The following is a 25,186-nucleotide window of genomic DNA, read 5'->3' as shown; positions in this document are numbered from 1 at the left end:
GACTAGTGTGCGTTGTTCTTATTATTTTGCAGCAATTTGCTGCTTTTCAGCTTTTTTCTTATTCTTGCGTGATAATTGCTTCCATACTGTCTTGTATTGCTGATACATCTGCTTAAATTCAGCATCATCAGCCTTATATCCGCCAAAGCAAACGCTTTCAAAGAGTTCAATACAGCCGCTTATATCTGCATTATACTTTTCAGCTGCATAACTGCAAAGCTCATGTGGTGTCATTCCTTTAAGCTTTTCATTTGATTTAAGCTCAAGCAAATGTATTATCCTCTTGTATACAGCAATTATTTTATCATCATTTGTACGTCTGAAAACGAGTGAAATTCTAAAAATAAACTCTGCTATTCTATCCAGAAGTATAATGAAAACTAGAACAAATATTGCTCCGAGGAACAATACTATTTTGCTGAAATAATCTACAAATGCGGTTATGAATGCACCTGTATTGTTATCATTCTGTGAGTAATCCTGCATATATCCGGGAACTGTCGGATCGAATGTGACCCAGCCTGCCCCTGCAATATACACTTCTACAAAAGCGTGAGCATGGCTGTCACGAATTATGAATACACCTTCATCGTCCTTTTCATATGCAGCAAAGCCTTCAACATATCTTGCTGGCAGACCTGCTATTCTTGCCATAAGTGTCATTGCGGTAGCATAGCTTGTACAACTGCCTGTCTTGCTGTTAAACAGGAAATAGTCAATAGAGTCATCATCAGGCTCATATTCAAGATCATAAACAAAGCCATTGTTTTCAAAATAATCTACAAATGCCTGTGCTTTGCTATATTCGGTATCCTTTCCCTCAACTATCTGCAAAGCAAGATCTTTCATCTCATCAGAATAATCACTTACAGATGTATAGTTAGTATAAACCTCCATAATGTTCAGATACTGAGAATAAGTTATATCACCATTACCAGCAGCGACAGACAAGAGAGAAAGAAACTTATCCCAATCCATTGAAAGGGACGACAGATAATTTATTTCGTTCTGTCCCTCAACAATATATGAATAGCTTGCACCCAGACCACGATAATTTTGGACGTCAAAATTATAATATACCTCACCATGAACATCTCTCTCGGCAAATGTCAGAGGTTCGGTGTGTATCATCAGCGGAGCAGGTATATATGATGGACTGTATGACGAACTTGAAAGACTCACCCAAGAAGAAACCGAATATTCAGCGTCATTATGAAAAAGATCGGAAGTCAATCCATATTCCTCATACTTACCCGTCTGTGCAAGCCCTTTCATAAGTCTGTACACATAATCAGGAGAATTTACTTCGTTATCCAGATCAGGCTCTGAAATGTCATAATCATAAAAATTATCATTATTTACCCACCTGTTATCCTGAAATACATCAAAAGATTGTCTGCGCAGATACACTACGTCCTCGTTTTCAGAAGTTCTCATTCTGAAAAGCACTTCACCAGTCGGGTTGGCTCCATAACGTGGTGATGAATAATCATTAAGATCATCATACGCAGTTTCTGAAGATGTTACATCCATATCAAAAAAGCTTGAATCAAGTTCCAGTCTTGACTTATACTCAGGCTTTGGAACAAGCATTGCCAATGCACCTGTAAGCGTGACAAAAAGCAGGATAGTTACTGTGTAATGCACATTTATCTTAGTATTATTCTTGTTGTCAGAAGTAATGATACGCTGATGCACCATAAGTGCAAGAAAAACTGTAAGCATTAAGGTCAGCCAAAACGTGGTCATATTGTCCGCTCTTTTTCCATATATCACAAAAGGAAAAAGTATAACAAGCATAGTACCAAAGACACGGTATCTGTATACTGTGAAATAATATAAGATAGAAGTAATAAAAAATCCTATTCCTATGAATACAAAATATTGATACTGTGCAACATCACCGACTTCCTGACTGTTTACATAAAACCAATCTATAAAAGAAATTCCCGTTGAATATGCACCGGAATAAACTAGCTGCCTGCTGATAAACAGTATAGCAAAAGATATTCCGATATATACAAACCCTCTAAGTATCTTCTTTTTCCTCAGCCATTCAAAAATTGCAAACAGCAATGCTTCATATATTACGTAAAGAACTGTTGTAGCAGTTATATAAAATTTCATATATGTGGTAAATATAATGTGCATTACCACAGCACCCAGCATTAAAGGCAAAAAGTATTTACTAAGGGCATTCATAATTTTCTGCCATGATAATTTATATTTATTGGATACAGTCAATTATTATCCCCCTTTATTTAAGTTTGTTAAATTCAAACTCATCATTTACCGCCCACATATCGGACGTGATTTTTCCAACACCGCTGTTCTTTGTAACTACAAGCGAACCGTTAAAAGTTTCAAGCAGCACTGATAATTCTTTTGTCATATCTCCAGTGCAGGAAGTAAAACATATCATTGACTTGCCTTTTTTATTTATATTCTGATCCGGGAAACGCTTTTGAGGAGAATATGGTTTTACTCCCGCAAGACGTTCCTGAACATACTGCAAGGCTTTTTCATCGTTGACCTGTACCGTTTCCCATTGATCCAAGCAAAAGCTGAAATCGCTTTCAAAACCATTTCTGAGCAGCATAGACAGCATAGCAAGTGACGCTTCTATAATAAGATCTGCATTTTTTATATAGTCACGGTCAGCATTTTCTTTTTGCGGGTAATCAAGCACAAATACCTGACTTGATGAAGTTACCTTTTCATCAAGCCTTATCATCAATATGTCTCTTTTGGATGAAAGTTTCCAGTTTATACGTTTTATAGGGTCACCTGGGACATACTGACGATGTTCATATCCTGCCACACCTGTTATGCCCTGTGCTGTTTCATTCGACTCTTCATCACTGTCGTCATATGAAATATTTTCTGACGTGGATCTCAGCACCTCTGTCTGAGATCCAGTATCGGGTATATTCGGTATGACCTTAATAGGCAGGGATCTATATTCATTTTTCAGCGTTTTACTGAATATGCCAAGATAATCAGTCAGAACAACTGACTGTATAAAAACCTCACCGCAGCCGCTGTACTCTGCTCTAAGCGGTATTTCTACTATCGTGTCACCACGAACGGCGCATACAGTTTTTATTTTAACGCTGCTTGCATACTCGTCCGTTTGACCGTTATATTCAGCGGATGCTATATTGCCTGTAAAGCCAACTGTCACCTCAATAAAGCATGACGGAAGAAATGAGCCCTTATCAAGCTTTATCTGAGCGTCAAAAGAGTCGCCTTTTGAAACGATATCCGTAGACAGCTGCAGATCAACTATTATCTTTTTAACTGTCACAAGCAGCGATACAGCAGAAATGACCAAGGCTATTACAAGCAGGACGATTATAAATATTCCTCCGCTGCCGCTTATTTCATATGCAAGCAAGGCTGCAACTGCAAGACAAAAAAGATATCCTAAAAAACTTTTTATTGATCTCATCATGCGATCACTCCGCTGATACAGGTGAATTTACTTGCATTGCTATTGCCTGCAAAGCATCTTTGTCGGATTCAAAAGCAGACTTGCCTTTCGGTGAAAGCATCAGCCTATGAGCTAGTACATCTGTCATAACAGCCTTTACATCATCTGGGGTAACATAGTTTCTGCCCATAACAAAAGCATAAGCCTTTGACGCTCTCAAAAGTGCGATACTGCCTCTTGGAGATACACCTAATCTGAGATAATCTGAATTTCTTGTAGCAGTTACAATGTCAAGAATATATTTTCTTATGCTTGGCGCAGCATTTACTTCAGCAGCCTGTTTTATAAGCTTTTCGATCTCCTCCGTACTCATAACAGCGTCAAGATCTTTTGCTGATTTCATAGATTCGCCATTTTCCATTATCTGAAGTTCATCTTCATACGCAGGATATCCCATTGATATCTTCATTATAAATCTGTCCATCTGAGCCTCAGGCAGATGATAAGTTCCGTATGTTTCAACGGGATTTTGCGTTGCAAGTGTCATGAAAGGTACTGGCAAGGTATGTGTTTTACCGTCGATAGATATCTGATGCTCTTCCATGACCTCAAGCAGGCTGGACTGTGATTTAGGCGACGCTCTGTTGATCTCATCGGCAAGAAGAAAGTTGCACATTGCTGCGCCTTCCTTATATTCAAGTTCTTTTGTCTGCTGATTGACCATAGAAAATCCTACGATATCTGAAGGCATTACATCAGGAGTAAGCTGTATTCTGTTAAACTTTCCGTCAACAGATCTTGCAAGTGCTGATACCAGCTGCGTTTTTCCTACGCCAGGAACGTCCTCGATAAGGACATGACCTCCGCACAGCATAGCAGTTATTATTTTTATTACTGCTTCTCTTTTTCCGACAATGACCTGCTCAATATTATCAGCTAACTGTTTGATTTGTTCATTCATTTAAAGTCCCCCTCATTAAGTTTTTATCTATTTCTTTGTCAGTAAAGTTACATTTTCTATTCCTGTGGTATGCGGGAACATATCCACTGGCTGGATTTTATCTATGCGGTAACCCTGTCTGCGGAACATTTTCAAGTCACGCTCCAATGTTTCTATTTTACAGGAAACATAGATGATTTTCTCAGGGGCAAGCTTCCCTGCTGCATTTATGAAATCCTGTGTTGCGCCTGCTCTTGGCGGATCCATTACAAGAACATCACAGCTCATACCGTCATTGGCTATTTCTTTCATAAACTCCGCAGCATCAGCATTGAAAAATCTTATATTATCAATACCGTTTCTTTTGGCATTATCCGCTGCATCTCTGCAAGCCGCCTTGTTTAATTCAACACCAACAACTTCTGCACCATTGGCAGCACAGATCATGCCGATAGTACCAGTGCCGCAGTATGCATCAATTACTCTTGTTCCTTCCTTGATACCTGCTGAATCAACAGCTATTGTATACAATTTTTCTGTTTGACTTGGGTTCACCTGATAAAATGATGCAGGAGAAATTCTGAATTTACAGCCGCAAAGTTCATCTTCAATATAGCCTTTTCCATACATCACAATGTTTCTCGTACCCAATGTCAGCGGAGTAGTATTGGTACAAATATTCTGAACAATGGTAGTTATCTCAGGGTGACGGGCAAGAAGAGCATTTACAAAATTATGCTTTGCGGGAAACACAGGACCTGCTGTAACAAGAACAAGCATGACCTGACCTGTTTTATCCGAAGTCCTAATCAGAGTATGCTTTAAAAGTCCCCTGCCGCTTGACAGATCATAAGGAAGTATTTTGAAATCCTTCATAAGGCTTTTAAGCGTTTTCACTATCTTATGTGCTCTTATATCTTCCAGCATACAATCTTCAATAGCAGTAAGGCCCTTTGTAGATGACTGAAAAACTCCCGAAATTATCTGACCGGACGAATTAAGTTTATACACGGTCTGAATCTTATTTCGGTAGTTGTATGGACATTCCATACCTATAATAGGATCTACTTTGCAGAATTTTGAAAGCATTCTGTCTGCTTTTGCCTGTTTCCATTCCAGCTGCTCGGTATATGTCTTATCAAGCTGACATCCTCCGCAACGCTTAAATACACTGCAAAAACGTTCTCCTGTTGAATTGCTTACTTTAATATGTTTACTCATGATATTTTCCTTTTTCTGTTTTTATTGTTATTTTAATTACTATTTAAGTATAACATTAAAAAAAGTTAGTGTCAATAAAAATAGCGGACAAGCTGTTAAAATAAATGCTGAAAGCTATTGAAAAAAGCAGTAAAATGTGATACACTTATAAATAATAAATGCAAAATAATATGTACATATAAAACTCGGAGGTCTTATCCATGAAGCATATGGAAATCAAATCACGCAAAATAAGGGCAGCAGCACTTTTGCTCTCCGCTGTGTTCTGTGTATCCAGCGTCGGATGCAGTCAAATAGGAACACAGGATCTTGCTAAGCTTGACGGAGGAAAGGAAACTGTAAAAGCTGTTACAACCGCTGCACCAGAAGAAATAAAACCTAAAGATGATACTTCCAAACCTGAAAAGAAAAAGGATAAGGAAGAAGAACCTTCCTATTCGGTTTCACTGGTTTGTGTTGGTGATAACCTCATTCATGACAATATTTATAATGAAGCGCTGAAGCTGGGCGGCGGTTCAACATACGATTTTACACAGGCATATGAACACGTTACAAAATATATTCAAGGCACAGACGTTGCTATCATAAATCAGGAAACTCTTGTAACAGACGCCTATGAACCGCAGAGCTACCCATATTTCGTAAGTCCGACGGCAGTTGGTGATAAAGCTGTTGATATGGGATTTAACGTAATATCAATGTCAAATAACCATGTGCTTGATAAAGGTGCAGAAGGTCTTATAAGTTCCCTTGACTACTGGGACACAAAGGACGTTATCCACTATGGTGCATACCGCTCCGAAGAAGATGCTGACGATATACGCACAATGGAGGTAAACGGCATAACATTTGCTTTTCTCGGCTATATGGAGCATACGAACTACATAACACTTGACGGTGATGAAGGTAAGGTCATATATCTTGAAGAAGAGGATAAGATCAAGGAGCAGATCGAAGAGGCTGACAAGATCGCAGACGTTGTAGTTGTTTCCTGTCATTATGGAACAGAGATAATGAATGAGCTTAATGAACAGCAGATCGAACTGACTCCAAAGCTTGTTGAGTGGGGTGCAGACCTTATCATAGGTACACAGGCACACACGATAAGTACCTGCGAATACATAGACAAGCCTGACGGTTCAAAGGCTTTTGTGTATTACGGACTAGGAAATTTCATTTCTACTATGTATGATGTAAAATCCCTTGTCGGTATAATCGGAAAAATGAATGTTATCAAAGATCCTAATACAGGCACAATAAGCTTTGAGAATGTAAAAGCTATCCCGATAATTTCACATTTTGAAGCAGATTCCTATGACGGTGACTGGTATAACTGTGCGGTATATCCTTATGCTGAATACACAGATGATCTGTTTGCACGGAATTATGTATACGGCTTTACCAGAGAAACTGTTGAACAATGCCTGTCATACATTCCTGATGAATTTCTAAGTATTGAATAATACTTTGTATTGAATAATACTTTTTATTGAATAATACTTTTTATTGAATAATACTATTACAAAAACATATTAACACATGGAGTTGACTCCATGTCAAGCTCAAAGACACGCTTAATTTTCAAGCGTGTCTTTTTTGTAGTATCATACAAAAATGCACAGCCGTATTTATCTATAATCACAATATAAAATATGATAGCCTTTGATAACGTGAAAAGGTTTACATTGATATTAATAATCTCATATAATAAACTAATCAATTTACAAAAAGTTCAGCAAAAAATGCTATAAAAAGATAAAAAAATCGTACAATTTATTTTTTTACTATTGCAATTTTAGCAAAAATGCTATAAAATATATGTAGCGAAACCAAATAGAATGAATTGTCATTTCGGTTTCATTATTTAATATTTTTATATGGATTAAAATTTATGGGAGGTTTATACTTATGAAATTTGCTGATGGTTTCTGGCTCAATCAGAGAGGCTATGAAGTAAACTATGCTAATCAGGCTTTCGAGATCGAAGAAATTGAAAACGGTTTTCTTGTTGTTGCAACACCTTTTGTTGTATACAACAGAGCAATGATGCTCGGAAGTGCAAATCTTGAGATCGCATACACTTCAACTCAGGAAAACTGCGTAAAGGTAAACATTACACACCACAAGGGTTATGTAGATAATGGTCCTCACTTTGTGCTTAACGAGGGTAACTACAAGCCACAGGTAACTATCAATGATAAGGAAGCTGTTCTTGTAACAGGTGACACAAAGGTCGTTGTTTCTAAGGAAGCATGGAGCGTTACATACTACTACAAGGATAAGAAACTTACAAGCGGCGGTTGGAGATCTGCTGGCGTTATTTTTGAAAGCGCTTACAAGCAGCAGGCAAGACTTCAGACACAGCTTGATGATACATTCTGGAGCTACCCTGCTGATCCACACAGAACATATATCAGAGAACAGTTCGATACACAGGTAGGCGAATATTTCTACGGTTTCGGCGAAAAGTTCACTACATTCACAAAGAACGGTTCTAACGTTGAGATCTGGAATGCTGACGGCGGTACTTGCTCAGATCAGTCTTACAAATCAATTCCTTTTTATGTATCATCAAAGGGTTATGGTGTATTTGTAAACAGCACAGATAAGGTATCATATGAGGTATGCTCTGATACAGTTTCTAAGGTATCAATGACAGTTCCGGGTGAATCACTTGAATACTTTGTATTCGGCGGTGATAACCTTACTGATGTACTTAAAGGCTATACAGACCTTACAGGAAAGCCAGCACTTCCTCCTGCATTCTCATTTGGTCTTTGGCTCACTACTTCATTTACAACAAACTATGACGAGGAAACAACTTCTTCATTTATTGACGGTATGGCTGAAAGAGATATTCCTCTTCAGGTATTCCACTATGACTGCTTCTGGATGAAGGGTTTTGAGTGGTGTAACTTTGAATGGGATAAAGAGCAGTTCCCTGACCCAGTCGGTATGCTTGAAAGACTTCACAAGGATAAGGGACTTCACTCATGCGTATGGATCAACCCATATGTAGGACAGCGTTCACGTCTTTTTGACGAGGGTGTTAAGGGCGGTTACTTCATCAAAAAAACTGACGGTTCAGTATTCCAGTGTGATGAATGGCAGCCTGGTATGGCTATCGTAGACTTTACGAACCCTGAGGCTTGCAAGTGGTATTCAGGATATCTCAAAAAGCTTTGCGAAATGGGCGTTGACACATTCAAGACAGACTTTGGTGAGAGAATCCCTACAAAGGACGTTGTATATTATGACGGTTCAGATCCGATCAAGATGCACAACTTCTATACATATCTTTACAACGAGTGTGTATTTAATGTTCTGAAGGAATATTTTGGTGAGAATAAGGCTTGTCTGTTTGCACGTTCTGCAACAGCAGGCGGTCAGAAGTTCCCTGTTCACTGGGGCGGCGATTGCTCTGGTAACTACAACTCAATGGCTGAGGTTGTAAGAGGATGCCTTTCACTTTGCATTTCAGGATTTGGTTATACATCACACGATATGGCTGGATTTGAGGCTACTGCAACTCCTGATATCTATAAGAGATGGGCTGCATTCGGTATGTTCTCCTCACATTCAAGACTTCACGGAAACCAGTCTTACAGAGTGCCATGGCTCTTCGATGAAGAATCATGCGATGTACTCAGATTCTTTGTAAAGCTCAAGGGCAAGCTTATGCCATATCTCTGGGCACAGGCAATAAAGACTCATGAAGTCGGCGTACCTGTAATGAGAGCAATGGTTATTGATTATGCAGATGATCCTGCTTGCCTTACACTTGACAGACAGTATATGTTCGGCGACAACATACTTGTTGCCCCTATCCTCAACGATCAGGGTATTGCTCAGTACTATGTACCAGAGGGTAAGTGGACAGATATCATCACAGGCAAGGTCTTTGAAGGCGGCAAGTGGTATACACACGAGTGTTCATACTTTGAGATCCCTGCTCTTGCTAAGCCAAACAGCATTATTGCATATGGTAACTTTGTAAGAGATATTGAGTATGATTATCTCAGCGGCACAAACTTCACAATTTATGAGCTTGAAGACGGAAAGACAGCTGTTGCTCCTATCTACGATACAGAAGCAAACAAGATATTTGAGCTTAAAGCCACAAGAAACGGCAGCAAGATCGAGTGTGAGTACACAGAAACAAGTGCTTCATTCAAGATAAGCATTGCTAACACTGATAAGGTAGTTGAGGTTAATCCTTCAATGGGCAGCGGTAAGGTAATTATCGACCTTTAATTGAGTTTTCTACCAATCAAATAAAAAACAAAGGCAGGAGAAATATCATCGTTTCTCCTGCCTTTGTGCGTTATTCAACTTTAGTTTCCAAACCATTTACAGATATCTCAGGATCATCAAGTGCTATTATCAGACACTTTCTGCCGTCAATTATCTGTGTTTTTACTTTATCAACTGCATCTTTACCGATATTAACAGTAATACTTGGAACAGTCAGAACTGTTTTCTTATCCACAATGTTTACAGCCGTCAAAGACTTATCTCCTACTGCCGATTCATACACCTTCGGCAGATTTTCAAGCTTTTCCTGACTTACGCCTGCTTCCCACAGAATTGATGAAAGCTTATGATCGTCAATAGTTGTGACCTCAGTTTCATGAGCGTTCTGATCTATATATGTCTGGATCTTCTCGTTTACAGTAGTAATGAGATCATAGTCCAGTTCATCGCCTACCACGTTGTTCAGGATCGAATGAAAGGTTTCCTTTTCATTCTGCCCTGTCATAACAAACTCACAGCCGAGAAGATCTTCTATCATAGAAACGTTAGGTTTCTTTGCGTTCTTCGTGTAATAAAGCACTCCGTTCACATCAGCCGACCTGTCATTAAAAAGTGGGTATACGAATCCGTCGCTTGGCAGCTCTACTATCCTGTCACTGGATTCTTTCTTCGCGATAGAATTGTTTTCTTCGTTGTAGATCAAACCATCTATACGCAGATTTACAGGGCAAATAGCCGTTATGATGAAGTTATAATCTGTGTCAGCTTCTTCATCAAGGTCACCTGCCTTGTTCTTGCTTAAAACCGAATACGTACAATGCGCAGCAAAAATGGTATATGTTGATATATATTCCACCTTTTCAACTATTGCATTAAGGAATTTATCCACAGCTTCATCATCGACAAGTTTGCTTGTCAGTGTATCGTATAGAAAATGCTGTGCGCCGCCGTCCAGATAAGCGTCCTTCGGAAATCCGTATTCAAGAAGGTTTGCACCTATCCTGCCGCTTAGTACCTTTTTCAGATTTATCATTATCAGCTCTGATTCGTCCTGCGGAATAATGTTGTAGAGCTGATTTGTTTTGCATTTGATATTCTTCTCTGCGTCCACAAAAGCTGTAACAACGTGATTTACTGTAAAAAATCCACAGTCGTCACTAAAGTTCTTTTTTATTTCTGCAATTTCTTTCTTGTTCATTATAACCTCCGAATTAAAGAAATATGTAATTACAAAAAGCGCCCTGCAAAATATGCAAGGCGCTAAAAATTCAAGCAATTATACAGGATGAACCTTGTTTTCAGCGTTGGAATTCTTTCCGTCTACGCCATACTTCTTATCACGTCTGTCCTTAAAGAACTTAGGAGCAACCTTCGGGAACATAGCATATGTAAGAATATCTTCTTCCTGCTCAGTCCACTCAGCAGCTTCTTTCTTCATAGTTTCAAACTCAGGTTCAAGAAGGTCAGCTGGACGGCAAGCAATAGGCTTATCGTCGCCAAGAATCTTCTTCTGGAACTCAGGGTCGATAGCAACAGGTGTCTTTCCGTATTCGCCCTTAACAAGTCCCTTGAACTCCTTAGTAACTGTCTTATATCTCTCACCCATAATTACATTGAACACAGCCTGTGTACCAACGATCTGTGAAGTTGGAGTAACCAGTGGTGGGAAACCTGCATCCTTACGAACCTTTGGAACTTCCTTAAGAACATCTTCAAGCTGATCTGCCTTGCCAGCCTGCTTGAGCTGTGAAAGCAAATTTGAAAGCATTCCGCCTGGTACCTGATAGAGAAGAGCATTTGTATTTGTAGCAAGCATTGAAGGGTCAAGAAGGCCGTTATCAATATACTTCTTTCTAAGGCCCATAAAGTAATCTCTTACTTCATTAAGCTTTACAAGGTCAAGACCTGTATCATACTCAGTACCCTGGAAAGTAGCTACGATAGACTCAGTCGGAGCGTGAGATGTACCAAGTGCAAGAGGTGACATTGCTGTATCAACAGCGTCAACACCAGCCTCAACTGCCTTAAGGATACACATAGAAGCAAGACCTGAAGTATAGTGAGTGTGGAGCTGAACAGGGATCTTTACAGCTGACTTGATATCCTTTACAAGTGTTTCAGCCTCATAAGGTGTAAGCAGAGCTGCCATATCCTTGATACAGATAGAATCAGCACCAGCCTCTTCGATCTGCTTAGCATAGTTCATATAATACTCATGTGTGAATACCTCACCAAGAGTATATGAAATAGCTACCTGAGCGTGTCCCTTTTCCTTATTTGCAGCCTTGATAGCTGTTTCAAGGTTTCTTATATCATTAAGTGCGTCAAAAATTCTGATGATGTCGATACCATTTGCAATAGACTTCTGTACAAAATATTCAACAAGGTCATCAGCGTAGTGACGATAGCCGAGCATATTCTGACCTCTGAAAAGCATCTGCAGCTTTGTATTAGGCATTTCTTTTCTGAGGATACGAAGTCTTTCCCATGGATCTTCGTTAAGGAATCTTATACATGAGTCAAATGTTGCTCCACCCCAACATTCAGCTGAATAAAATCCGATCTTATCCATTGTTGAGAGAATCGGACGCATATCGTCCATTGACATTCTTGTAGCAAGCAGAGACTGATGAGCGTCACGGAGGACGGTTTCTGTAATTTTAAGCTTTGCCATTTATTAATCGATCCTTTCTTACGAAATTATTCAGGAGTTGTATTAGCCGATAACAGCGAGAACTGCACCGGTCTCAACAGCAGAGCCCTTTGTAGTATTGATGCTGAGGATCTTACCGTCGCAAGGAGCATTTACATCATTCTCCATCTTCATAGCTTCAAGTACACAAATAGCCTGACCAGACTTAACTGTATCGCCTACTGCTACCTTGATGTCAAGGATAGTTCCAGGCATTGGAGCTGTAACTTTTGTGCCGTCAGCAACAGGTGCTGCTGGTGCAGCTGCCGGAGCTGGAGCTGCGGCTACCGGTGCTGCTGCAACAGGAGCTGCTGATGCATCTGCGCCGAGTTCTTCTACTGCAACGTCATAAGCCTTACCGTTTACTGTAATATTATATCTTTTCATAATTAATACCACCTATTCTTAGATTTTAATTAAAGCTGAATATTGCTGTGCTTCTTAGGAAGTCTTGAGATTCTCTTGCCTGCCATGATCTCGATAGAATTGATAAGAGTCTCTCTTATCTGAGCAGGTTCAACAATTCCGTCTACACAGCCTGAAACTGCAGCATATGAAGCGCTTGCCTTTGTATCAGCATACTTATCTGCAAGAGCCTTTCTCTCAGCTGTAAGATCAGATGCACCCTTGAGTTCATCATGTTCCATAAACTCAACAGCAGTAACAGGATTGAGAGGTGAGATAACCGCTGAAGGCACTGCATATGAAATGTCTGCGTTAGCACCCTTTCCTGCGAGAGCTATGTAAGCAGGACCATAAGCCTTGCCGATTACTACTGAGATCTTTATTGTAGTTGCCTCAGCATAAGCATGAGCAAGCTTAGCCATATTCTTAACAGCACCCTGAACTTCAGTAGCGTCATTTGCAGCAAATCCTTCTGTATCTACAAGAGTGATAACAGGAATAGCATAGCTGTCGCAGATTCTTACAAATCTTGCGATCTTTGAGCAATCATCTGAAGTAAGAGCGTCATTTGTTTTATTTGTAGCTGTAATACCAACAGTTGCACCGCCGATAGAAGCGAGAGCAGTATAAGCAGCCTTACCGTAATCAGCATTCAGTTCAAGCACACTGTCGCCGTCGCATATTGCAGCAGCAACTGACTCAGCGTCGCCAGCAGGGATACCTGTCGGATCAGCAAACTCATACATAGGTACAGGTGAAAGGTTATTCTGAGGAAGTTTGAGAAGAATATTCTTTGCTGCCTCAACAGCCTCCTTATCATCAGCACAAACGAGAGAAGCTGTACCATTCTTAGCTGCATTTTCAGCAGAATCCTTTATGTCTGAGTTAGGAGCAACATAAAGCTGAGCGTCCTTAGTCATAACTGTAAAATCAGCAGACTCAGCCAGCATTGCTGCACAGCCTGCACATACACCTGCTACAACTGCGATCTGAGGTACAACACCAGAAAGGTTTGAAGACCACATAAGAAGCTCACCGTATGCCTTAAGAGCCTTTGCTCCGTCGCTTACGTCAGCTCCGAATGAATCGTAAATACCTACAACAGGAACACCTGTCTTAGCTGCAAGGTCATATACCTTAGCAATTTTATTAGTTGCCGCTTCAGTAACAGCGCCGTTCTTTACGTCAATATTCTGCGAAAAAGCATATGCAGGATTGCCCTCCACATAACCAAACGCAGTAATAACTCCGGTAAGCTCCGAGCCGTCCTTGACATAAGCGTCAAGCTCAGTGAATTTTCCGTCGTCAAACAGATATGTCAGTCTTGTTCTCGCAGGACTTGAAGCCAGTGATGCAGCTGAAAGTTCTGCCAGAGTGTTGATATTTTCAGACATACAGTTTCCTCCATTTCAAATAATTTTTATTGATAAAATGCATGATTAGTTGCTGAGATTTTATCATAATTACACATATAATATTATACTATTTTTCTTCAGGATTTACAAGAGTAAATTTCGCCTTTTTCTGATATTTTACGTTTAGTATTATAACTGCCTTTTTATACAGGCTTTTATTAAGCATTTTGCACAATAAATAGCATAATTCACCTGATATCTGCTAAAAATCACTTAAGAGTTTACGTTGATCTGTCTGTATTTTGACGGCGGATAGCCGGTTATTTGTTTAAACTGACGTGAAAAATGAACATCACTGCTGTAACCGCAGCTTACAGCTATCTCATATATAGCAAGCGATGAGCATTTCAAGAGATATTTTGCCGTTTCAATGCGGCTATTTATAATGTCAGTACCACAACTGCTGCCGAATGTATCCTTATAGATCTGCTGAAAATATCCCGAACTCAAATGCATTTTCTCTGCGATCTCATTGATCTGCCATTTATATTCAGGGTGGTCATATATCTCTCTTCGCAAATTCAGAAGTTCTGAGTAATAATGATTATATGTTAAACCTTGATGCTGATAATCAGCCACCATATTAAGCATAGCGTTCAAAAGTAACGAGCAGGTTTGCATACCCAAATCACCGCTGCCGAAATAATTCTCCCCTATCATACGAAACAGTTCTGCAATGGGCAGATTTCTGCCTATATAAATAGGAATATCGTAAGGAAAGTTAAGGCTGTCCATTATAGCTTTTCCTGCATCAAACTGCATCCAGTCATTGATATATCCATCGCTGCTTATTCCGTAGCGCTGATGCGACATTTTATTGTACAGGATAAAAGTTCCCGGTTCTGTATTATGATATTCTCCGTCATCAGTAATAACATATGCTTCAGTTTTTATATAAAGCAAAAGGTAGCACCCTGCTCCGAAACCGTTCGGACGATCGACCTTAAATTCCTGCCCTTGAAATGAATCACAGCCCATTTTAAAGATCTCAAACATTATACTGCTCCTATCTGATAATATGTTAAATTAATCTGATTATATATCATTTACATCTTAATGTCAAGCACTTATAATATTTCATAGATTTATAAAATTGACTGAGGTACATATATGAAATTTAAACACATTATCAGAAAAGCGGCTGCTCTTCTCATATGCTTATCAATGGGATTAAGTATAGTAAGCTGCGGCAAATCATCTGACAGCAGCTCATCAGGTTCAGCAGACAAGCCTGAAAATACAGTATCTGCAAGAGTGACTGTTGATGGTACTAAATTTATGGTCAACGGAAAACAGCTTTGGATCAATGGCGTAAACACACCATGGTATAACTGGAATGACTTTACTGGCAGTATGGATTATGACGCATGGGATAAAACCTTTTCTCAACTTGCAGAGGACGGCATAAACTGCACCAGAATATGGGTCAACTGCACTGGCGAAAACATTGTCAGATTAAAATCGACCGGAGAAATCAAAAATATAAACAAGGGACATTGGTCTGACCTTGACAAACTATTTGAGATAGCTGAAAAACACAAGGTATATGTTATGGCTACCCTCACTTCTTTTGACCACTGCAAAGGTGATACAGGAAGCCCTGAAAGATGGCGCACTATGCTGCAAAGCAAAGCTGCCGTAGATGATTTTGCTGAAAAATATGTAAAAGAATTTTGCAGCAGATACAGTAAAAATGAATATCTGTTTTCCATAGATATTATGAATGAGCCTGACTGGGTTTATGAAAATGAAGAATGCGGACAGCTTCCATGGGACGATCTTTCATACTTTTTCGGTAAATGCGCCGCAACTATTCACGAAAATTCAGACACTCTTGTTACGGTCGGAATGGGTATAATAAAATATAATTCCGACAATTATGACGGAAATAAGATATCAGATAATTACCTCAAAGAATTAACAGCCAACGAAAATGCATATGTAGATTTTTACAGTACACATTACTATATGTGGCAGAAGCAATATTTTGGTTTTCCATTTAACACAACTCCTGAAGAGTTTGGTCTGGACAATACAAAACCATGTCTTGTTGGCGAAACTTCAAATGACGACTCTGCTGAATGTGGTTACAGTCTTACAGAGAAATATGAGATAGCCTACGAAAATGGCTGGCAGGGCGTAATGGTATGGATGCAGTCACAAGAAGACCACAGCTGGTATGAATACGGACTTACTCAGGAAGCAACGCAGGCTTTTGAAAAGAATCATACAAATCTTGTTTATCCGAATGGAAAATAACAAAATAAGTTTATATAAAAAAGCGAAATCCAAAAGGATTGCACCCATATAGAAGTTTTATCACAACTACTATAAGCAAGACCTTTACAGCAGGCTATAACAAAGAAGGACAGATACTTCCACAAGAGAAGCATCTGTCCTTTTTACATCATATCAGAATTCCACAACCTTATCTATCTCTGCCATAAGCTCCTCGGTGAGCCTGAGAGCTGCGATGATTTTCTTGTAATGCTCAATGTCCTCAGTGGAGAGCATAGTCTTCTTGCGGTCTTTGAGCCACTTCTGCAACGGCTGATAACCGCCTATGTACTGCTCCCACTGTGCCTGCGGTACAGTGTCGAAATACTGCGTCTTGCTGATGTACCCCCTGCCGTTCTTGTATTCGAGCTTGACGACCTCGTTTGTACCGTCACCGACAAAGCTGTAAGCTGCGGTATCGAACTCGGTATGCATCAGGTGGCATTCTCTCAGCTTGCCGCCAATCTCGACCAGTTTCCAAAATGTTTCCTGATCTGTAGGGTACGGCACACGGGGAAAGTCTATTTTCAGGAATTCCTTGTATTTCTCACGATATTTGGCAGAGTAGACAATAGAATAAATATAGTCAAGTAGGTTAATCGGTGCAAAACTATCAAATTCGTTTCCATCAGAGTTAGGTTTGTATGGCAACCCTAATGATTTAGATACAGAGGATACTATCTTTGAATTTAAGTTTGGTGTCCTTGTTAATCTGTTCGTAGTAAAATCGTGAGTAAATGAGTAAAGTGGAAAAATAGCTGATTGAGTGGTTCGTTCTCCGCATTTGGCTTCAGACATACAATCTGCTATAAAAAAATGGCTACAATCTTTAGCTTTATTACTTCTTGCAGTTATTAGTCCTATATTGTCACCTATTGAAAATAATGGGGATACGTCATCTCTTGCTCTCCAAATTAGCATTCTATCATAATATGTATATTTGTTGTCAAACGGTCTATAACAAAGTCTGATTATTTTATCATTACTATATTCAATATGTTTTTTGTTACTTAAGGCGAAATCGGGATAATTCTTTCCAAGATGATATTTTTCTTTAAACGCTGTTGTCGTATATTCAGTTTCAATAAAATCCTTGATTCTTGCTTCGATACACTTTGCTGTATCAGCAACAATGAACTCATCACCCATAGTGACAATTCCCGTAGTATTCTTTATGAATAGTTCATCAATGTTTATCCATTCCCAATAATCGTTGGTTTCGCTGATTGAATTTGGAGCAAATAGGTAGTATGGACTATTCGCATCAACCTTTTTCCATGCAATATCAGATATGACTTTTGATTGTAAATATTTATATTTTAACTCTCTGATACCATACAAATCAGTATGATTTATTTTTGATTTAGACGTGTTTTTTTGATTTTTAATAAAAATATTTATAGACACGCCTTGCTCAATATCAAATACATTTTCATCCTTGCTACCGTCAGGGCATTTTTCTCCCCTGTTGATGTTGCCGTGAAGATTTAATACGTATATTTTATCAAAGGTTTGCAACAAATTCCAACGCATAGCCCTGAATGTTGGATTATCTAAAAATCCATGAGGACAAATATAAGCAAGAATTCCGCTTCCTGTTCTTTCGATTAGTGATTGAGTATACCTAATAAATTTGACATAATCATCATTTAACCAATGCTTACGTTCATTGAAATGTTTACCATCAATATATTTATAATCTTCTATTAGTTTAGCAATAAAAGCATTGTTATTTGATGAGATTCCAGAATATGGCGGATTACCAATGATTACATTGATGCCATTATTCTTTTTGGCTTGATTCGCTTCTGCCGATTCAAATGCAAGCGGATCATCAAACATGGAAATCATTACACTTCCATCATCAAACACTTCTACCATTCCATTGGCTTCTTCCAGCGAATTTGTCAGGAACACATTCAGACGGTGATCGCCGCCGAAATCATAGCCTGTATCTTTCAGCACCATAGCCAGTTTCATGTGCGCAACGGCATAGGGAGCCATCATCAGCTCAAAGCCATTCAGATGGGGCAGCAGGTGTTTCGGGACATACTCGTTCCATGCCTTCTTGATCTGCTCCTCGCTCTCGCCCTTGTGCTTGGCTCTGAAATTATCATATATTTGCAGAATGGTCTGCCGCAGGAATGTTCCCGTACCTGTTGCGGGATCTGTTGCCATGTCTAATTTGATACAACATAACGGCAGCCTATTTCTACCCCTTAACGATGAACACCCCCGTGTGCATTTTTGCACACCCCTCGTAACGATGCCGTTGCACCGTTACGGAGTAAGGGATTCGGTTTTCGGGCTGTTTGTGCGTACATATTGCACTCCTCACACAATCAAAGCGAATAAATACTGTTAGATATATGGATTTGAGAGCATTTCTTTACTCAGTTTCTTTTCTCTTTCCTCGTCAATCAGCGGAGTTACAAACGCTTCTATCGTTGCGAAATCCATATTACTCTTAAATCCTTTGCTGCCATCCAAAAAGCGGCAATTCATTAACCTGTCGAATGTAGCCTCACAGCTTCTTCGTGGACATCTTCCAAGAGTTGTGTCAAAGAAATCTTTATGGTAGGAGTAGTGGTGCGTATGTATAAATTCGCTCCAGGAATCAAGCACTTCATCTTCCGGGCGTAAATCTATAATCTCAATTTCTTCCAACTTTCTGTCATCAATAGACCCCCATGCTGTTTTTAGCATAGCCACGGCTTCAACATCGCTTTTAGGCGCACTATAGCCGAAGATAGTCACCATATATGCAACTGAAAGAGCATTCTGCAATGTTTTCCATGATTTCGATATTGCAACTTCGCTTTGGTAGTTCTTTTTCTTTATGGGATATAAAAGTTTTACTCCAGTCAACGGTTTTCCACACTTGCACGGTTTTGCAATATTTCCCATAACGTTATCATCTTTACAGTATCCAACAGCCACATTACCATGTAAAAACGCTAATTCAGGTAAATTATTCGTATATCCCATGACTCTTGTATAGGACTGCACCAAAAGCGGATCCCAGTTAAAAGTAGCGGCTAAATCCTTGGAAGTCAGACTTAAAAGAAGGAAATCGTATACTGTTGGTGAATCGGGAATAACATAATCAGACATATATTGGTAAATCCGTTTTTCCAGTTCATCCTTTACTTTGTCATAATCATTTTCATGAACCGCTTTTTCAGCAATTTCCATGTAGATATCTTCTAAGTTGTCAGAAGTTGTGTTCAAAGAGAGACCGGATAGGACATCTGTCAAATTGAGCTTTTGAATGAACCAATTCATCGCCGATATTTTTTGCCATTTCGATCCCCGTTTGGTATAGCGGCACAGCTTGCGCCAGCTCCTAACAGCACTATATGTGGTCTTGTTTTCATATATTGCTCGTATGTTATAGCCATAGATAGTAAGCTTTCCAACCGAAATTATTAATATGCCGAGGTGGTCAGCCTCGGCATATCGCACTCAAGCATGCAATTTTTTAGAAAAAATTGAAATGTACATAATAATCATAAACACAGCAACCACAATATTCAAATAACAGCCAATGCCAATTCCTGTTGATGAAAGAGACGAATCAAACTCTTTCAAAAGATTCATCATATGAAACAAAGGAACCACAGTTGATATTATGTAAAGAATGTCCTCTATGAGTATTATTTTTCTCAAATTGTCCTTATTCATCATCGAGCCTTTAATACCGATGATCGCTGTAATAATGGTCGCTATATTGACAATAATGAGAAGTATGACCATCAAACCTGATAATCTTGCAGTTCCACCCAAGCACTTTGTCAGATAGTATCCTGTATAGTTTGTATCTGAGGAACCATAATACAGGAGTTTTATGCTTACACTCATGTAATTTATAGACAAGAATATGAACGAGCAAACGGCTGCAATCATAACTCCAATAAACGACTTCTTTAAATTGTTCTCTGCTTCATTGACAACAGAAGACTCCGGTGGTTCTTTTTGAGAGGCATAAACCACAGCCTGTTCGCTGTTTTCTGATTTCAATTCAGCACCACACAAAGGACATTTTTCACTTCCGTCTGGTATCGCCTCTCCACATTTCAAACAGAACATATTATCTTCATCTCTTCCCATTAGTCTAAGTGATACCAGGTTTCGCTTGAATCTGTGCTTGTGATTGCAGGCGAAATCTTCAACACATCCTTATCGTCATTAAACTCTACAGTAAAGGTTTCATACTTGTCCCCAAACCGTTTTATTTTTATCTTATTTCCGCTAACCGGTTTCCAGTCATAAGTACCGAGTGAAGTGTCCATCCATCGATAACCTGTTTCAAGGCGATATTCCATTTCATCCTCATCTATATCAAGCACCTTGATTATAGAGCCGTCAACATCATACCACTCCTTAACTAACGCCTTCTTTAGATTCGCCTGATTGATGCCATTTACAATAAAGACGATGACAATAACGCACACAATTGCCGCAATACCCACTAATACACCCTTGGGAATCTTTTTATGCGTCTTCGTCTGTTCGCTTACTTCTTCTGATTCTTTCTGCGATGCATAAACAATCGCCTGCTCTTTTTCTTCTTCAATCAAATTAGCACCACAGTGAGGGCAAACAGAACTTCCATCCGGTATTGCTTCTCCGCATTTTAAGCAAAACATACAATCCACCTCCATCAATCATAATCCAACAAGCTCACTGAGCAAGAAGTTATCTTTGATTTTTTGGTAACAGACAATCTAAAAGTCGTAGATTCTCCCGGAGCCAATCCTTCTGAGCCAGCTGCATATGTCCAATCAGTATCCACCACATTGCCGCTGGAATCCTTAAATGCTCCCTTCACCTCAATATATTTATATGTTTTCGTTCCATTATTTTTTACACTGCCTGTGCAAATCGTATATCCGGAGTTACTTGTAACACTGTCCACGGTAATTTTCAAAACAGAATAACCGCTTTCATAATTGTAACTCGAAGAATAACTTGAAGAATAAGAGGATCCTGCAGCGGTGGATGACCACGAACCACCTTTTTCGTAGATATCTCCATCGTACTTGATATCGCCGGAACTGGTGACAATAATGGATTTGTAAGATGTATCCACAGTACCATTCTTATAATTCCAAGAAGTCACTTTGTAATCTAAATCATCGTCGCTCCCAAGGTTACACCATCTTTTATAAACGGTGTCTCCATCAATATGGATTTGGTATTTTGCCTTGTAGCCATCATACAGTGTATAGGTTCCCTGCAACGCAGCTTTCATAGCAGATTCAGATTGATATGTTGATCTACTCGACATAATAGCCGCATGTCCGACAAGAATCGCCAAAAGAATCCCAACAATTACACCGATTCCGATTTTAATATTTCTGCTTTTTGTGGCTTTTTCTTTTTCTTTTGCTTCCTGACGTGCCTTCTCTTGTCGGTCTTCTTCATTCTTATGGTGCTTGGCAATCAAATCGGTGATGAAATCAGCATCCGTAATTTGAAATATTGTATGCTTCTTTACCTCGCACCTTGAACAATCGCTGCGTTCAGCCGTGTTCCACCTCCCGCAACTACATAACCATCCATCCTCAAAATCCTGCGGTACGTATTTAGCATCAGCAGATACGATGTCTCTTATAGCCGCAACAGATTCTTTATCAGTACCGTATTCATCAAATACATCAACATCAAACTCTCTGTCATCTTTACCGACATAACTTGTCACAGAGCCATCGGCATAGCAAATCTGACATTCCTCCAGTTCAAGACGGCGAATATCACCATTCGGTAATTTTGCCTTTAGATCTTTAGCTGTTGAATTTTTCTCAATGCTGATGTCTTGGATTATAAGAAAGAACCTATCCTTTTCTCCAATCTGAACAACATCACCAAAAGAGTTAAAGCCCCTTGCATTGAACTTTACGGCAGTAATTACCCCATAGCCAAGATTATCAAACGATATCAAAGCCTTTGAAGCATCTCCATCAGCCCCTATCGTACATGCAATGTTTGTGATGTGAGCATTCACATCAATAATAATCTTCTCCTGTTTCATATACATTCTCCTATCCTATATAGTTGCCGGTCCATCATTCTTTATAAATTCATTCAGCTCATCTGTATAAATTCCCATAACAGAGAGCAGTTTATCCGTTTCACTATTTTTAGTAAAAATCAATACAAGCGATAGAAACATATTCCAGGTCATTGTTTTCTTTTTTCTTTCTATCGTTGCGATTGTACTGCGGCTTACACCGATTTTCTCTGCCAAACCCTCTTGGGTAATTCCCATTTTCTTTCTAAGAGTAGGAAGGTTATCGGTCATATTTACAATCAACTCATTCCTTTTTTCTTCATTCACGTATCTTTCACCTCCCCAAAATTCCATCTATAATAATAGGATTGTATCACACAAAAAGGGTTCTGCCAATACATTATGTGTATTATTTACACATTATGCATATTTCAATATTTCTTTTTTTCAACAAAAAACACCCGACCGTAGCCGAGTGCCTTGAATGCTCGTATTCAGTTATGCCTGTATCTACGTGCCGTCCCGGAAGGTGACCGTGATTTCCTTGTTCCTGCCCACCGTGACGAACTCGACCATACCGCCCCAAAGGCTGCCGTCAAAGTCGCTGATGGTGCCGTCCTGCGCTTTCAGTGTCTTGATGAAGTTCACCAGCCGTTCGCTCTGCGCTTCCTTTGCGGAGATGGCTGCAAGCACTTCATCGTACCGAGCCTTGGCTTCATCATACCGCCTGACCAGCCCGTTGTAGCGTTTTTGGTACTCGTCCTGGTCTTGCGCAACGCGGGCGTTCTCCGCCACGATGTTCTGCGTCATTTCCACAAGCACCGCCATCTCTTCCTCCAGCTTGCCTTTCTCTTCCTGCAGGGCATCGGTGATGCACAGCGTCCTGCGGATGATCTCCGCCTTGGCGATGATCTCCTTTTTCTCCGTGACCAGTTGGTTGTACGCCGACACGAAAGCCGCCTTGACCTCTTCCTCCGTGACGTGGGGAGTCTAACATTTATCATCTCCGCTATACTTCCGGTTGCAGCGGTAGATGACCCTGCGGTACCTGTCCGTGGAATGCCAGACCTTCGAGCCGTACCAGCCGCCGCAGTCGGCGCATTTTATCTTGTTGGAGAAGATGCTCACTCCGCTGTACCGTGAACCGCCCTTCGTGCGCTTGGCAAGCTCCGCCTGCACCATGTCGAACACCGCAGGGCTGATGATTGCCTCGTGGTTGCCATCCACATAATACTGGTCGTAATACGCTTAGGGAACTCACCATTTCCCAATTAAAAGATGCCGACACCCCAGAAAAACACCGAAACTGCGTTATTTCTTTTGGAAAAAGGCAGCTTTTTACTTGTGTTTTGACATTTGCCGACTTCAATATGTTCAATAAAGTCAGCCAATACCTGCGGAGTGAGTTCTGTAACGGCATCATACTTTTTGATTGCCTGCATAAACAGCTTGACCTTGTTGACAGACTCATTTTTCTCATGAAGTTTTCCTATGAGTTCTGCAACCAATGCGTTAAGCTGTTCTTTTTCTTCATCGTAAGTCCTTTTCAAGCTTGCAAACAGTGAGCCATCTATTTCACCTCTGACCTTTGCCTCAAACAAGCCTTGAATGTACTTATCAATTTCCGTAATACGAAGCTGGGATTTTTCAAGCTCCGCCAAAATAACCGCTTTACAGTCGTCAGACTTCTTCTCAACACGTTTCTGAATGGTCTTGTAGAATTCATCAGGATTGGCATTTGCCTTATAGATCACGCTCTGAATCGCTTGTAAGACCTCAGCTTCAAGATATTTCTCAGGAACACCGTGGAAGTAACACCCTTTGCTTTTCCTGTAAGTTGTACACTCATAGCAATAAAGAGCGTTTTCGCTTTTTGTCCCACATCTTCTGCCGTGCATTCTTGCATGACAGTCCATACAATACAGGTAATCACCAAAAAGATACTTATGCGGTCTTGATGGATGACGTATTGTTTTTTCACGTCTGTCCTGTGCCATCTGAAACAGTTCACGACTGATAATTGCAGGGTGTGTGTCGGGAAAAATCTTGATCTTGTCACTTTCGTTGTAGATCACAGTCTTATTCTTGTAAGAAGCAATCTGTGTGCGAAAATTGACCGTATCACCGATGTATTCCTGACGCTTGAGAATAGCAGCAATCGTTCCGCTGTTCCACAAATAAATGTTCTCAGCAGTAACCGCAATCCCTTTTCGTATTTTCTTGTGGTATTCCACTCCAATACGTTTTTCAGCCTGCAACTGCAATGCGATCTGCTTTGTTCCCATTGCATGATGTACATACAGTTCAAATATTTCTCGGACAACTTCTGCAGCTTCCTCATCCACCTGCCAATCCTGTTTGTTCTCATGAGTGTTGTAATACCCATAAGGCAGTTTTGATGTGATATGCTGACCGCTGTTGCCTTTTTGGCGTACCATGGAACGGATCTTCTTTGAAATTGTATTGTCACCCCCAAATAGTACAGAAATTATTTAGCCGAATGGGAAGCTTTGAATTGAACAGGAGAGAGATAACC

The 25,186-nt window shown here is 39.9% G+C and carries 21 protein-coding genes; 3 read left to right on the top strand and 18 right to left on the bottom strand.

Annotated elements, in window-relative coordinates; all coding sequences use genetic code 11:
• Window positions 1–21 precede the first annotated feature (21 nt).
• The 4 genes from Q0E19_RS05685 to rlmD form a co-directional block, all read right to left on the bottom strand.
• The gene (locus tag Q0E19_RS05685) at window positions 22–2,151 is read right to left on the bottom strand and encodes a transglutaminase-like domain-containing protein (RefSeq protein ID WP_294408110.1); all 2,130 of its coding nucleotides are present in this window, start codon (window positions 2,149–2,151) and stop codon (window positions 22–24) included.
• Between the two features lie 106 nt (window positions 2,152–2,257).
• Complete coding sequence (locus Q0E19_RS05680; RefSeq protein ID WP_294408109.1) at window positions 2,258–3,454, bottom strand: DUF58 domain-containing protein; 1,197 nt, start codon at window positions 3,452–3,454, stop codon at window positions 2,258–2,260.
• 4 nt (window positions 3,455–3,458) lie between these two features.
• The gene (locus Q0E19_RS05675; RefSeq protein WP_294408108.1) at window positions 3,459–4,394 is read right to left on the bottom strand and encodes a MoxR family ATPase; all 936 of its coding nucleotides are present in this window, start codon (window positions 4,392–4,394) and stop codon (window positions 3,459–3,461) included.
• 27 nt (window positions 4,395–4,421) lie between these two features.
• The gene (gene rlmD / locus Q0E19_RS05670; protein WP_294408106.1) at window positions 4,422–5,594 is read right to left on the bottom strand and encodes a 23S rRNA (uracil(1939)-C(5))-methyltransferase RlmD; all 1,173 of its coding nucleotides are present in this window, start codon (window positions 5,592–5,594) and stop codon (window positions 4,422–4,424) included.
• Window positions 5,595–5,794: 200 nt separating this feature from the next.
• Here rlmD and Q0E19_RS05665 point away from each other — a divergent pair, with 200 nt between their 5' ends.
• Window positions 5,795–7,057 (top strand): CapA family protein, encoded by a 1,263-nt coding sequence (locus tag Q0E19_RS05665; RefSeq protein ID WP_294408105.1) that lies wholly within the window; start codon window positions 5,795–5,797, stop codon window positions 7,055–7,057.
• A gap of 445 nt (window positions 7,058–7,502) precedes the next feature.
• Window positions 7,503–9,848: an alpha-xylosidase gene (yicI, locus tag Q0E19_RS05660; RefSeq protein ID WP_294408103.1), complete on the top strand. Its 2,346-nt coding sequence runs from the start codon at window positions 7,503–7,505 to the stop codon at window positions 9,846–9,848.
• A 70-nt stretch (window positions 9,849–9,918) separates the two neighbouring features.
• Here the strand turns inward: yicI and Q0E19_RS05655 are convergent, their stop codons facing one another.
• The 5 genes from Q0E19_RS05655 to Q0E19_RS05635 all read right to left on the bottom strand — a co-directional run bounded on the left by Q0E19_RS05655 (window position 9,919) and on the right by Q0E19_RS05635 (window position 15,356).
• Window positions 9,919–11,046: a DUF4317 domain-containing protein gene (locus Q0E19_RS05655; protein ID WP_294408101.1), complete on the bottom strand. Its 1,128-nt coding sequence runs from the start codon at window positions 11,044–11,046 to the stop codon at window positions 9,919–9,921.
• 78 nt (window positions 11,047–11,124) lie between these two features.
• Window positions 11,125–12,522 carry an oxaloacetate decarboxylase subunit alpha gene (locus Q0E19_RS05650; protein ID WP_294408100.1) on the bottom strand — a complete coding sequence of 466 codons (1,398 nt, stop codon included), beginning with the start codon at window positions 12,520–12,522 and terminating at the stop codon, window positions 11,125–11,127.
• Between the two features lie 42 nt (window positions 12,523–12,564).
• A complete protein-coding gene (locus Q0E19_RS05645) occupies window positions 12,565–12,927 on the bottom strand; it encodes a biotin/lipoyl-containing protein (protein ID WP_294408099.1) in 363 nt (120 codons plus the stop codon).
• A 29-nt stretch (window positions 12,928–12,956) separates the two neighbouring features.
• Window positions 12,957–14,339 carry a carboxyl transferase domain-containing protein gene (locus tag Q0E19_RS05640; RefSeq protein ID WP_294408098.1) on the bottom strand — a complete coding sequence of 461 codons (1,383 nt, stop codon included), beginning with the start codon at window positions 14,337–14,339 and terminating at the stop codon, window positions 12,957–12,959.
• A gap of 234 nt (window positions 14,340–14,573) precedes the next feature.
• On the bottom strand, window positions 14,574–15,356 hold the full coding sequence (locus Q0E19_RS05635) for an AraC family transcriptional regulator (protein WP_294408097.1): 783 nt from the start codon (window positions 15,354–15,356) through the stop codon (window positions 14,574–14,576).
• 114 nt (window positions 15,357–15,470) lie between these two features.
• Here Q0E19_RS05635 and Q0E19_RS05630 point away from each other — a divergent pair, with 114 nt between their 5' ends.
• Window positions 15,471–16,619, top strand: coding sequence for a cellulase family glycosylhydrolase (locus Q0E19_RS05630; protein ID WP_294408096.1), 1,149 nt, complete (start codon window positions 15,471–15,473; stop codon window positions 16,617–16,619).
• 153 nt (window positions 16,620–16,772) lie between these two features.
• Here Q0E19_RS05630 and Q0E19_RS05625 read toward each other — a convergent pair whose 3' ends face one another.
• From Q0E19_RS05625 to Q0E19_RS05585, 9 genes are all read right to left on the bottom strand, one after another.
• Window positions 16,773–18,815 (bottom strand): type ISP restriction/modification enzyme, encoded by a 2,043-nt coding sequence (locus Q0E19_RS05625; protein WP_294408095.1) that lies wholly within the window; start codon window positions 18,813–18,815, stop codon window positions 16,773–16,775.
• Between the two features lie 183 nt (window positions 18,816–18,998).
• The gene (locus tag Q0E19_RS05620; protein WP_294408093.1) at window positions 18,999–19,832 is read right to left on the bottom strand and encodes a hypothetical protein; all 834 of its coding nucleotides are present in this window, start codon (window positions 19,830–19,832) and stop codon (window positions 18,999–19,001) included.
• 270 nt (window positions 19,833–20,102) lie between these two features.
• The gene (locus Q0E19_RS05615) at window positions 20,103–20,747 is read right to left on the bottom strand and encodes a zinc ribbon domain-containing protein (protein WP_294408092.1); all 645 of its coding nucleotides are present in this window, start codon (window positions 20,745–20,747) and stop codon (window positions 20,103–20,105) included.
• Window positions 20,747–21,286, bottom strand: a complete 540-nt coding sequence (locus Q0E19_RS05610) for a zinc ribbon domain-containing protein (protein WP_294408091.1) — start codon at window positions 21,284–21,286, stop codon at window positions 20,747–20,749. Before Q0E19_RS05610 ends, Q0E19_RS05615 begins: the two co-directional genes overlap by 1 nt.
• A 14-nt stretch (window positions 21,287–21,300) precedes the next feature.
• Window positions 21,301–22,671, bottom strand: coding sequence for an FxLYD domain-containing protein (locus Q0E19_RS05605; RefSeq protein ID WP_294408090.1), 1,371 nt, complete (start codon window positions 22,669–22,671; stop codon window positions 21,301–21,303).
• A gap of 15 nt (window positions 22,672–22,686) precedes the next feature.
• Complete coding sequence (locus Q0E19_RS05600; RefSeq protein ID WP_294408089.1) at window positions 22,687–22,977, bottom strand: helix-turn-helix transcriptional regulator; 291 nt, start codon at window positions 22,975–22,977, stop codon at window positions 22,687–22,689.
• Between the two features lie 183 nt (window positions 22,978–23,160).
• Window positions 23,161–23,601 carry a hypothetical protein gene (locus tag Q0E19_RS05595; protein ID WP_294408088.1) on the bottom strand — a complete coding sequence of 147 codons (441 nt, stop codon included), beginning with the start codon at window positions 23,599–23,601 and terminating at the stop codon, window positions 23,161–23,163.
• 39 nt (window positions 23,602–23,640) lie between these two features.
• Complete coding sequence (locus Q0E19_RS11915) at window positions 23,641–23,832, bottom strand: zinc ribbon domain-containing protein (protein WP_365904750.1); 192 nt, start codon at window positions 23,830–23,832, stop codon at window positions 23,641–23,643.
• A gap of 89 nt (window positions 23,833–23,921) precedes the next feature.
• Window positions 23,922–25,088 carry a recombinase family protein gene (locus tag Q0E19_RS05585; protein ID WP_294408085.1) on the bottom strand — a complete coding sequence of 389 codons (1,167 nt, stop codon included), beginning with the start codon at window positions 25,086–25,088 and terminating at the stop codon, window positions 23,922–23,924.
• Between the last annotated feature and the right edge of the window lie 98 nt (window positions 25,089–25,186).

It is taken from the genome of uncultured Ruminococcus sp. (assembly GCF_934476685.1).
GTDB lineage: Bacteria > Bacillota > Clostridia > Oscillospirales > Ruminococcaceae > Hominimerdicola.
The sequence above is the reverse complement of the archived record's forward strand: the minus strand, read 5'-3'. Positions and strand labels throughout refer to the sequence as shown.

Bases quoted from the DNA above. Each gene is read 5' to 3' on its own strand.
- rlmD (WP_294408106.1), bottom strand. From the start codon at position 5,594: ATGAGTAAACATATTAAAGTAAGCAATTCAACAGGAGAACGTTTTTGC.
- Q0E19_RS05625 (WP_294408095.1), bottom strand. From the start codon at position 18,815: ATGGCAACAGATCCCGCAACAGGTACGGGAACATTCCTGCGGCAGACC.
- Q0E19_RS05655 (WP_294408101.1), bottom strand. From the start codon at position 11,046: ATGAACAAGAAAGAAATTGCAGAAATAAAAAAGAACTTTAGTGACGAC.
- Q0E19_RS05645 (WP_294408099.1), bottom strand. From the start codon at position 12,927: ATGAAAAGATATAATATTACAGTAAACGGTAAGGCTTATGACGTTGCA.
- yicI (WP_294408103.1), top strand. From the start codon at position 7,503: ATGAAATTTGCTGATGGTTTCTGGCTCAATCAGAGAGGCTATGAAGTA.
- Q0E19_RS05615 (WP_294408092.1), bottom strand. From the start codon at position 20,747: ATGGGAAGAGATGAAGATAATATGTTCTGTTTGAAATGTGGAGAGGCG.
- Q0E19_RS05635 (WP_294408097.1), bottom strand. From the start codon at position 15,356: ATGTTTGAGATCTTTAAAATGGGCTGTGATTCATTTCAAGGGCAGGAA.
- Q0E19_RS05680 (WP_294408109.1), bottom strand. From the start codon at position 3,454: ATGATGAGATCAATAAAAAGTTTTTTAGGATATCTTTTTTGTCTTGCA.
- Q0E19_RS05640 (WP_294408098.1), bottom strand. From the start codon at position 14,339: ATGTCTGAAAATATCAACACTCTGGCAGAACTTTCAGCTGCATCACTG.
- Q0E19_RS11915 (WP_365904750.1), bottom strand. From the start codon at position 23,832: ATGGTGCAGGCGGAGCTTGCCAAGCGCACGAAGGGCGGTTCACGGTAC.
- Q0E19_RS05620 (WP_294408093.1), bottom strand. From the start codon at position 19,832: ATGGAAATTGCTGAAAAAGCGGTTCATGAAAATGATTATGACAAAGTA.
- Q0E19_RS05675 (WP_294408108.1), bottom strand. From the start codon at position 4,394: ATGAATGAACAAATCAAACAGTTAGCTGATAATATTGAGCAGGTCATT.
- Q0E19_RS05665 (WP_294408105.1), top strand. From the start codon at position 5,795: ATGAAGCATATGGAAATCAAATCACGCAAAATAAGGGCAGCAGCACTT.
- Q0E19_RS05605 (WP_294408090.1), bottom strand. From the start codon at position 22,671: ATGAAACAGGAGAAGATTATTATTGATGTGAATGCTCACATCACAAAC.
- Q0E19_RS05630 (WP_294408096.1), top strand. From the start codon at position 15,471: ATGAAATTTAAACACATTATCAGAAAAGCGGCTGCTCTTCTCATATGC.
- Q0E19_RS05650 (WP_294408100.1), bottom strand. From the start codon at position 12,522: ATGGCAAAGCTTAAAATTACAGAAACCGTCCTCCGTGACGCTCATCAG.
- Q0E19_RS05585 (WP_294408085.1), bottom strand. From the start codon at position 25,088: ATGGTACGCCAAAAAGGCAACAGCGGTCAGCATATCACATCAAAACTG.
- Q0E19_RS05685 (WP_294408110.1), bottom strand. From the start codon at position 2,151: ATGCACATTATATTTACCACATATATGAAATTTTATATAACTGCTACA.
- Q0E19_RS05610 (WP_294408091.1), bottom strand. From the start codon at position 21,286: ATGTTTTGCTTAAAATGCGGAGAAGCAATACCGGATGGAAGTTCTGTT.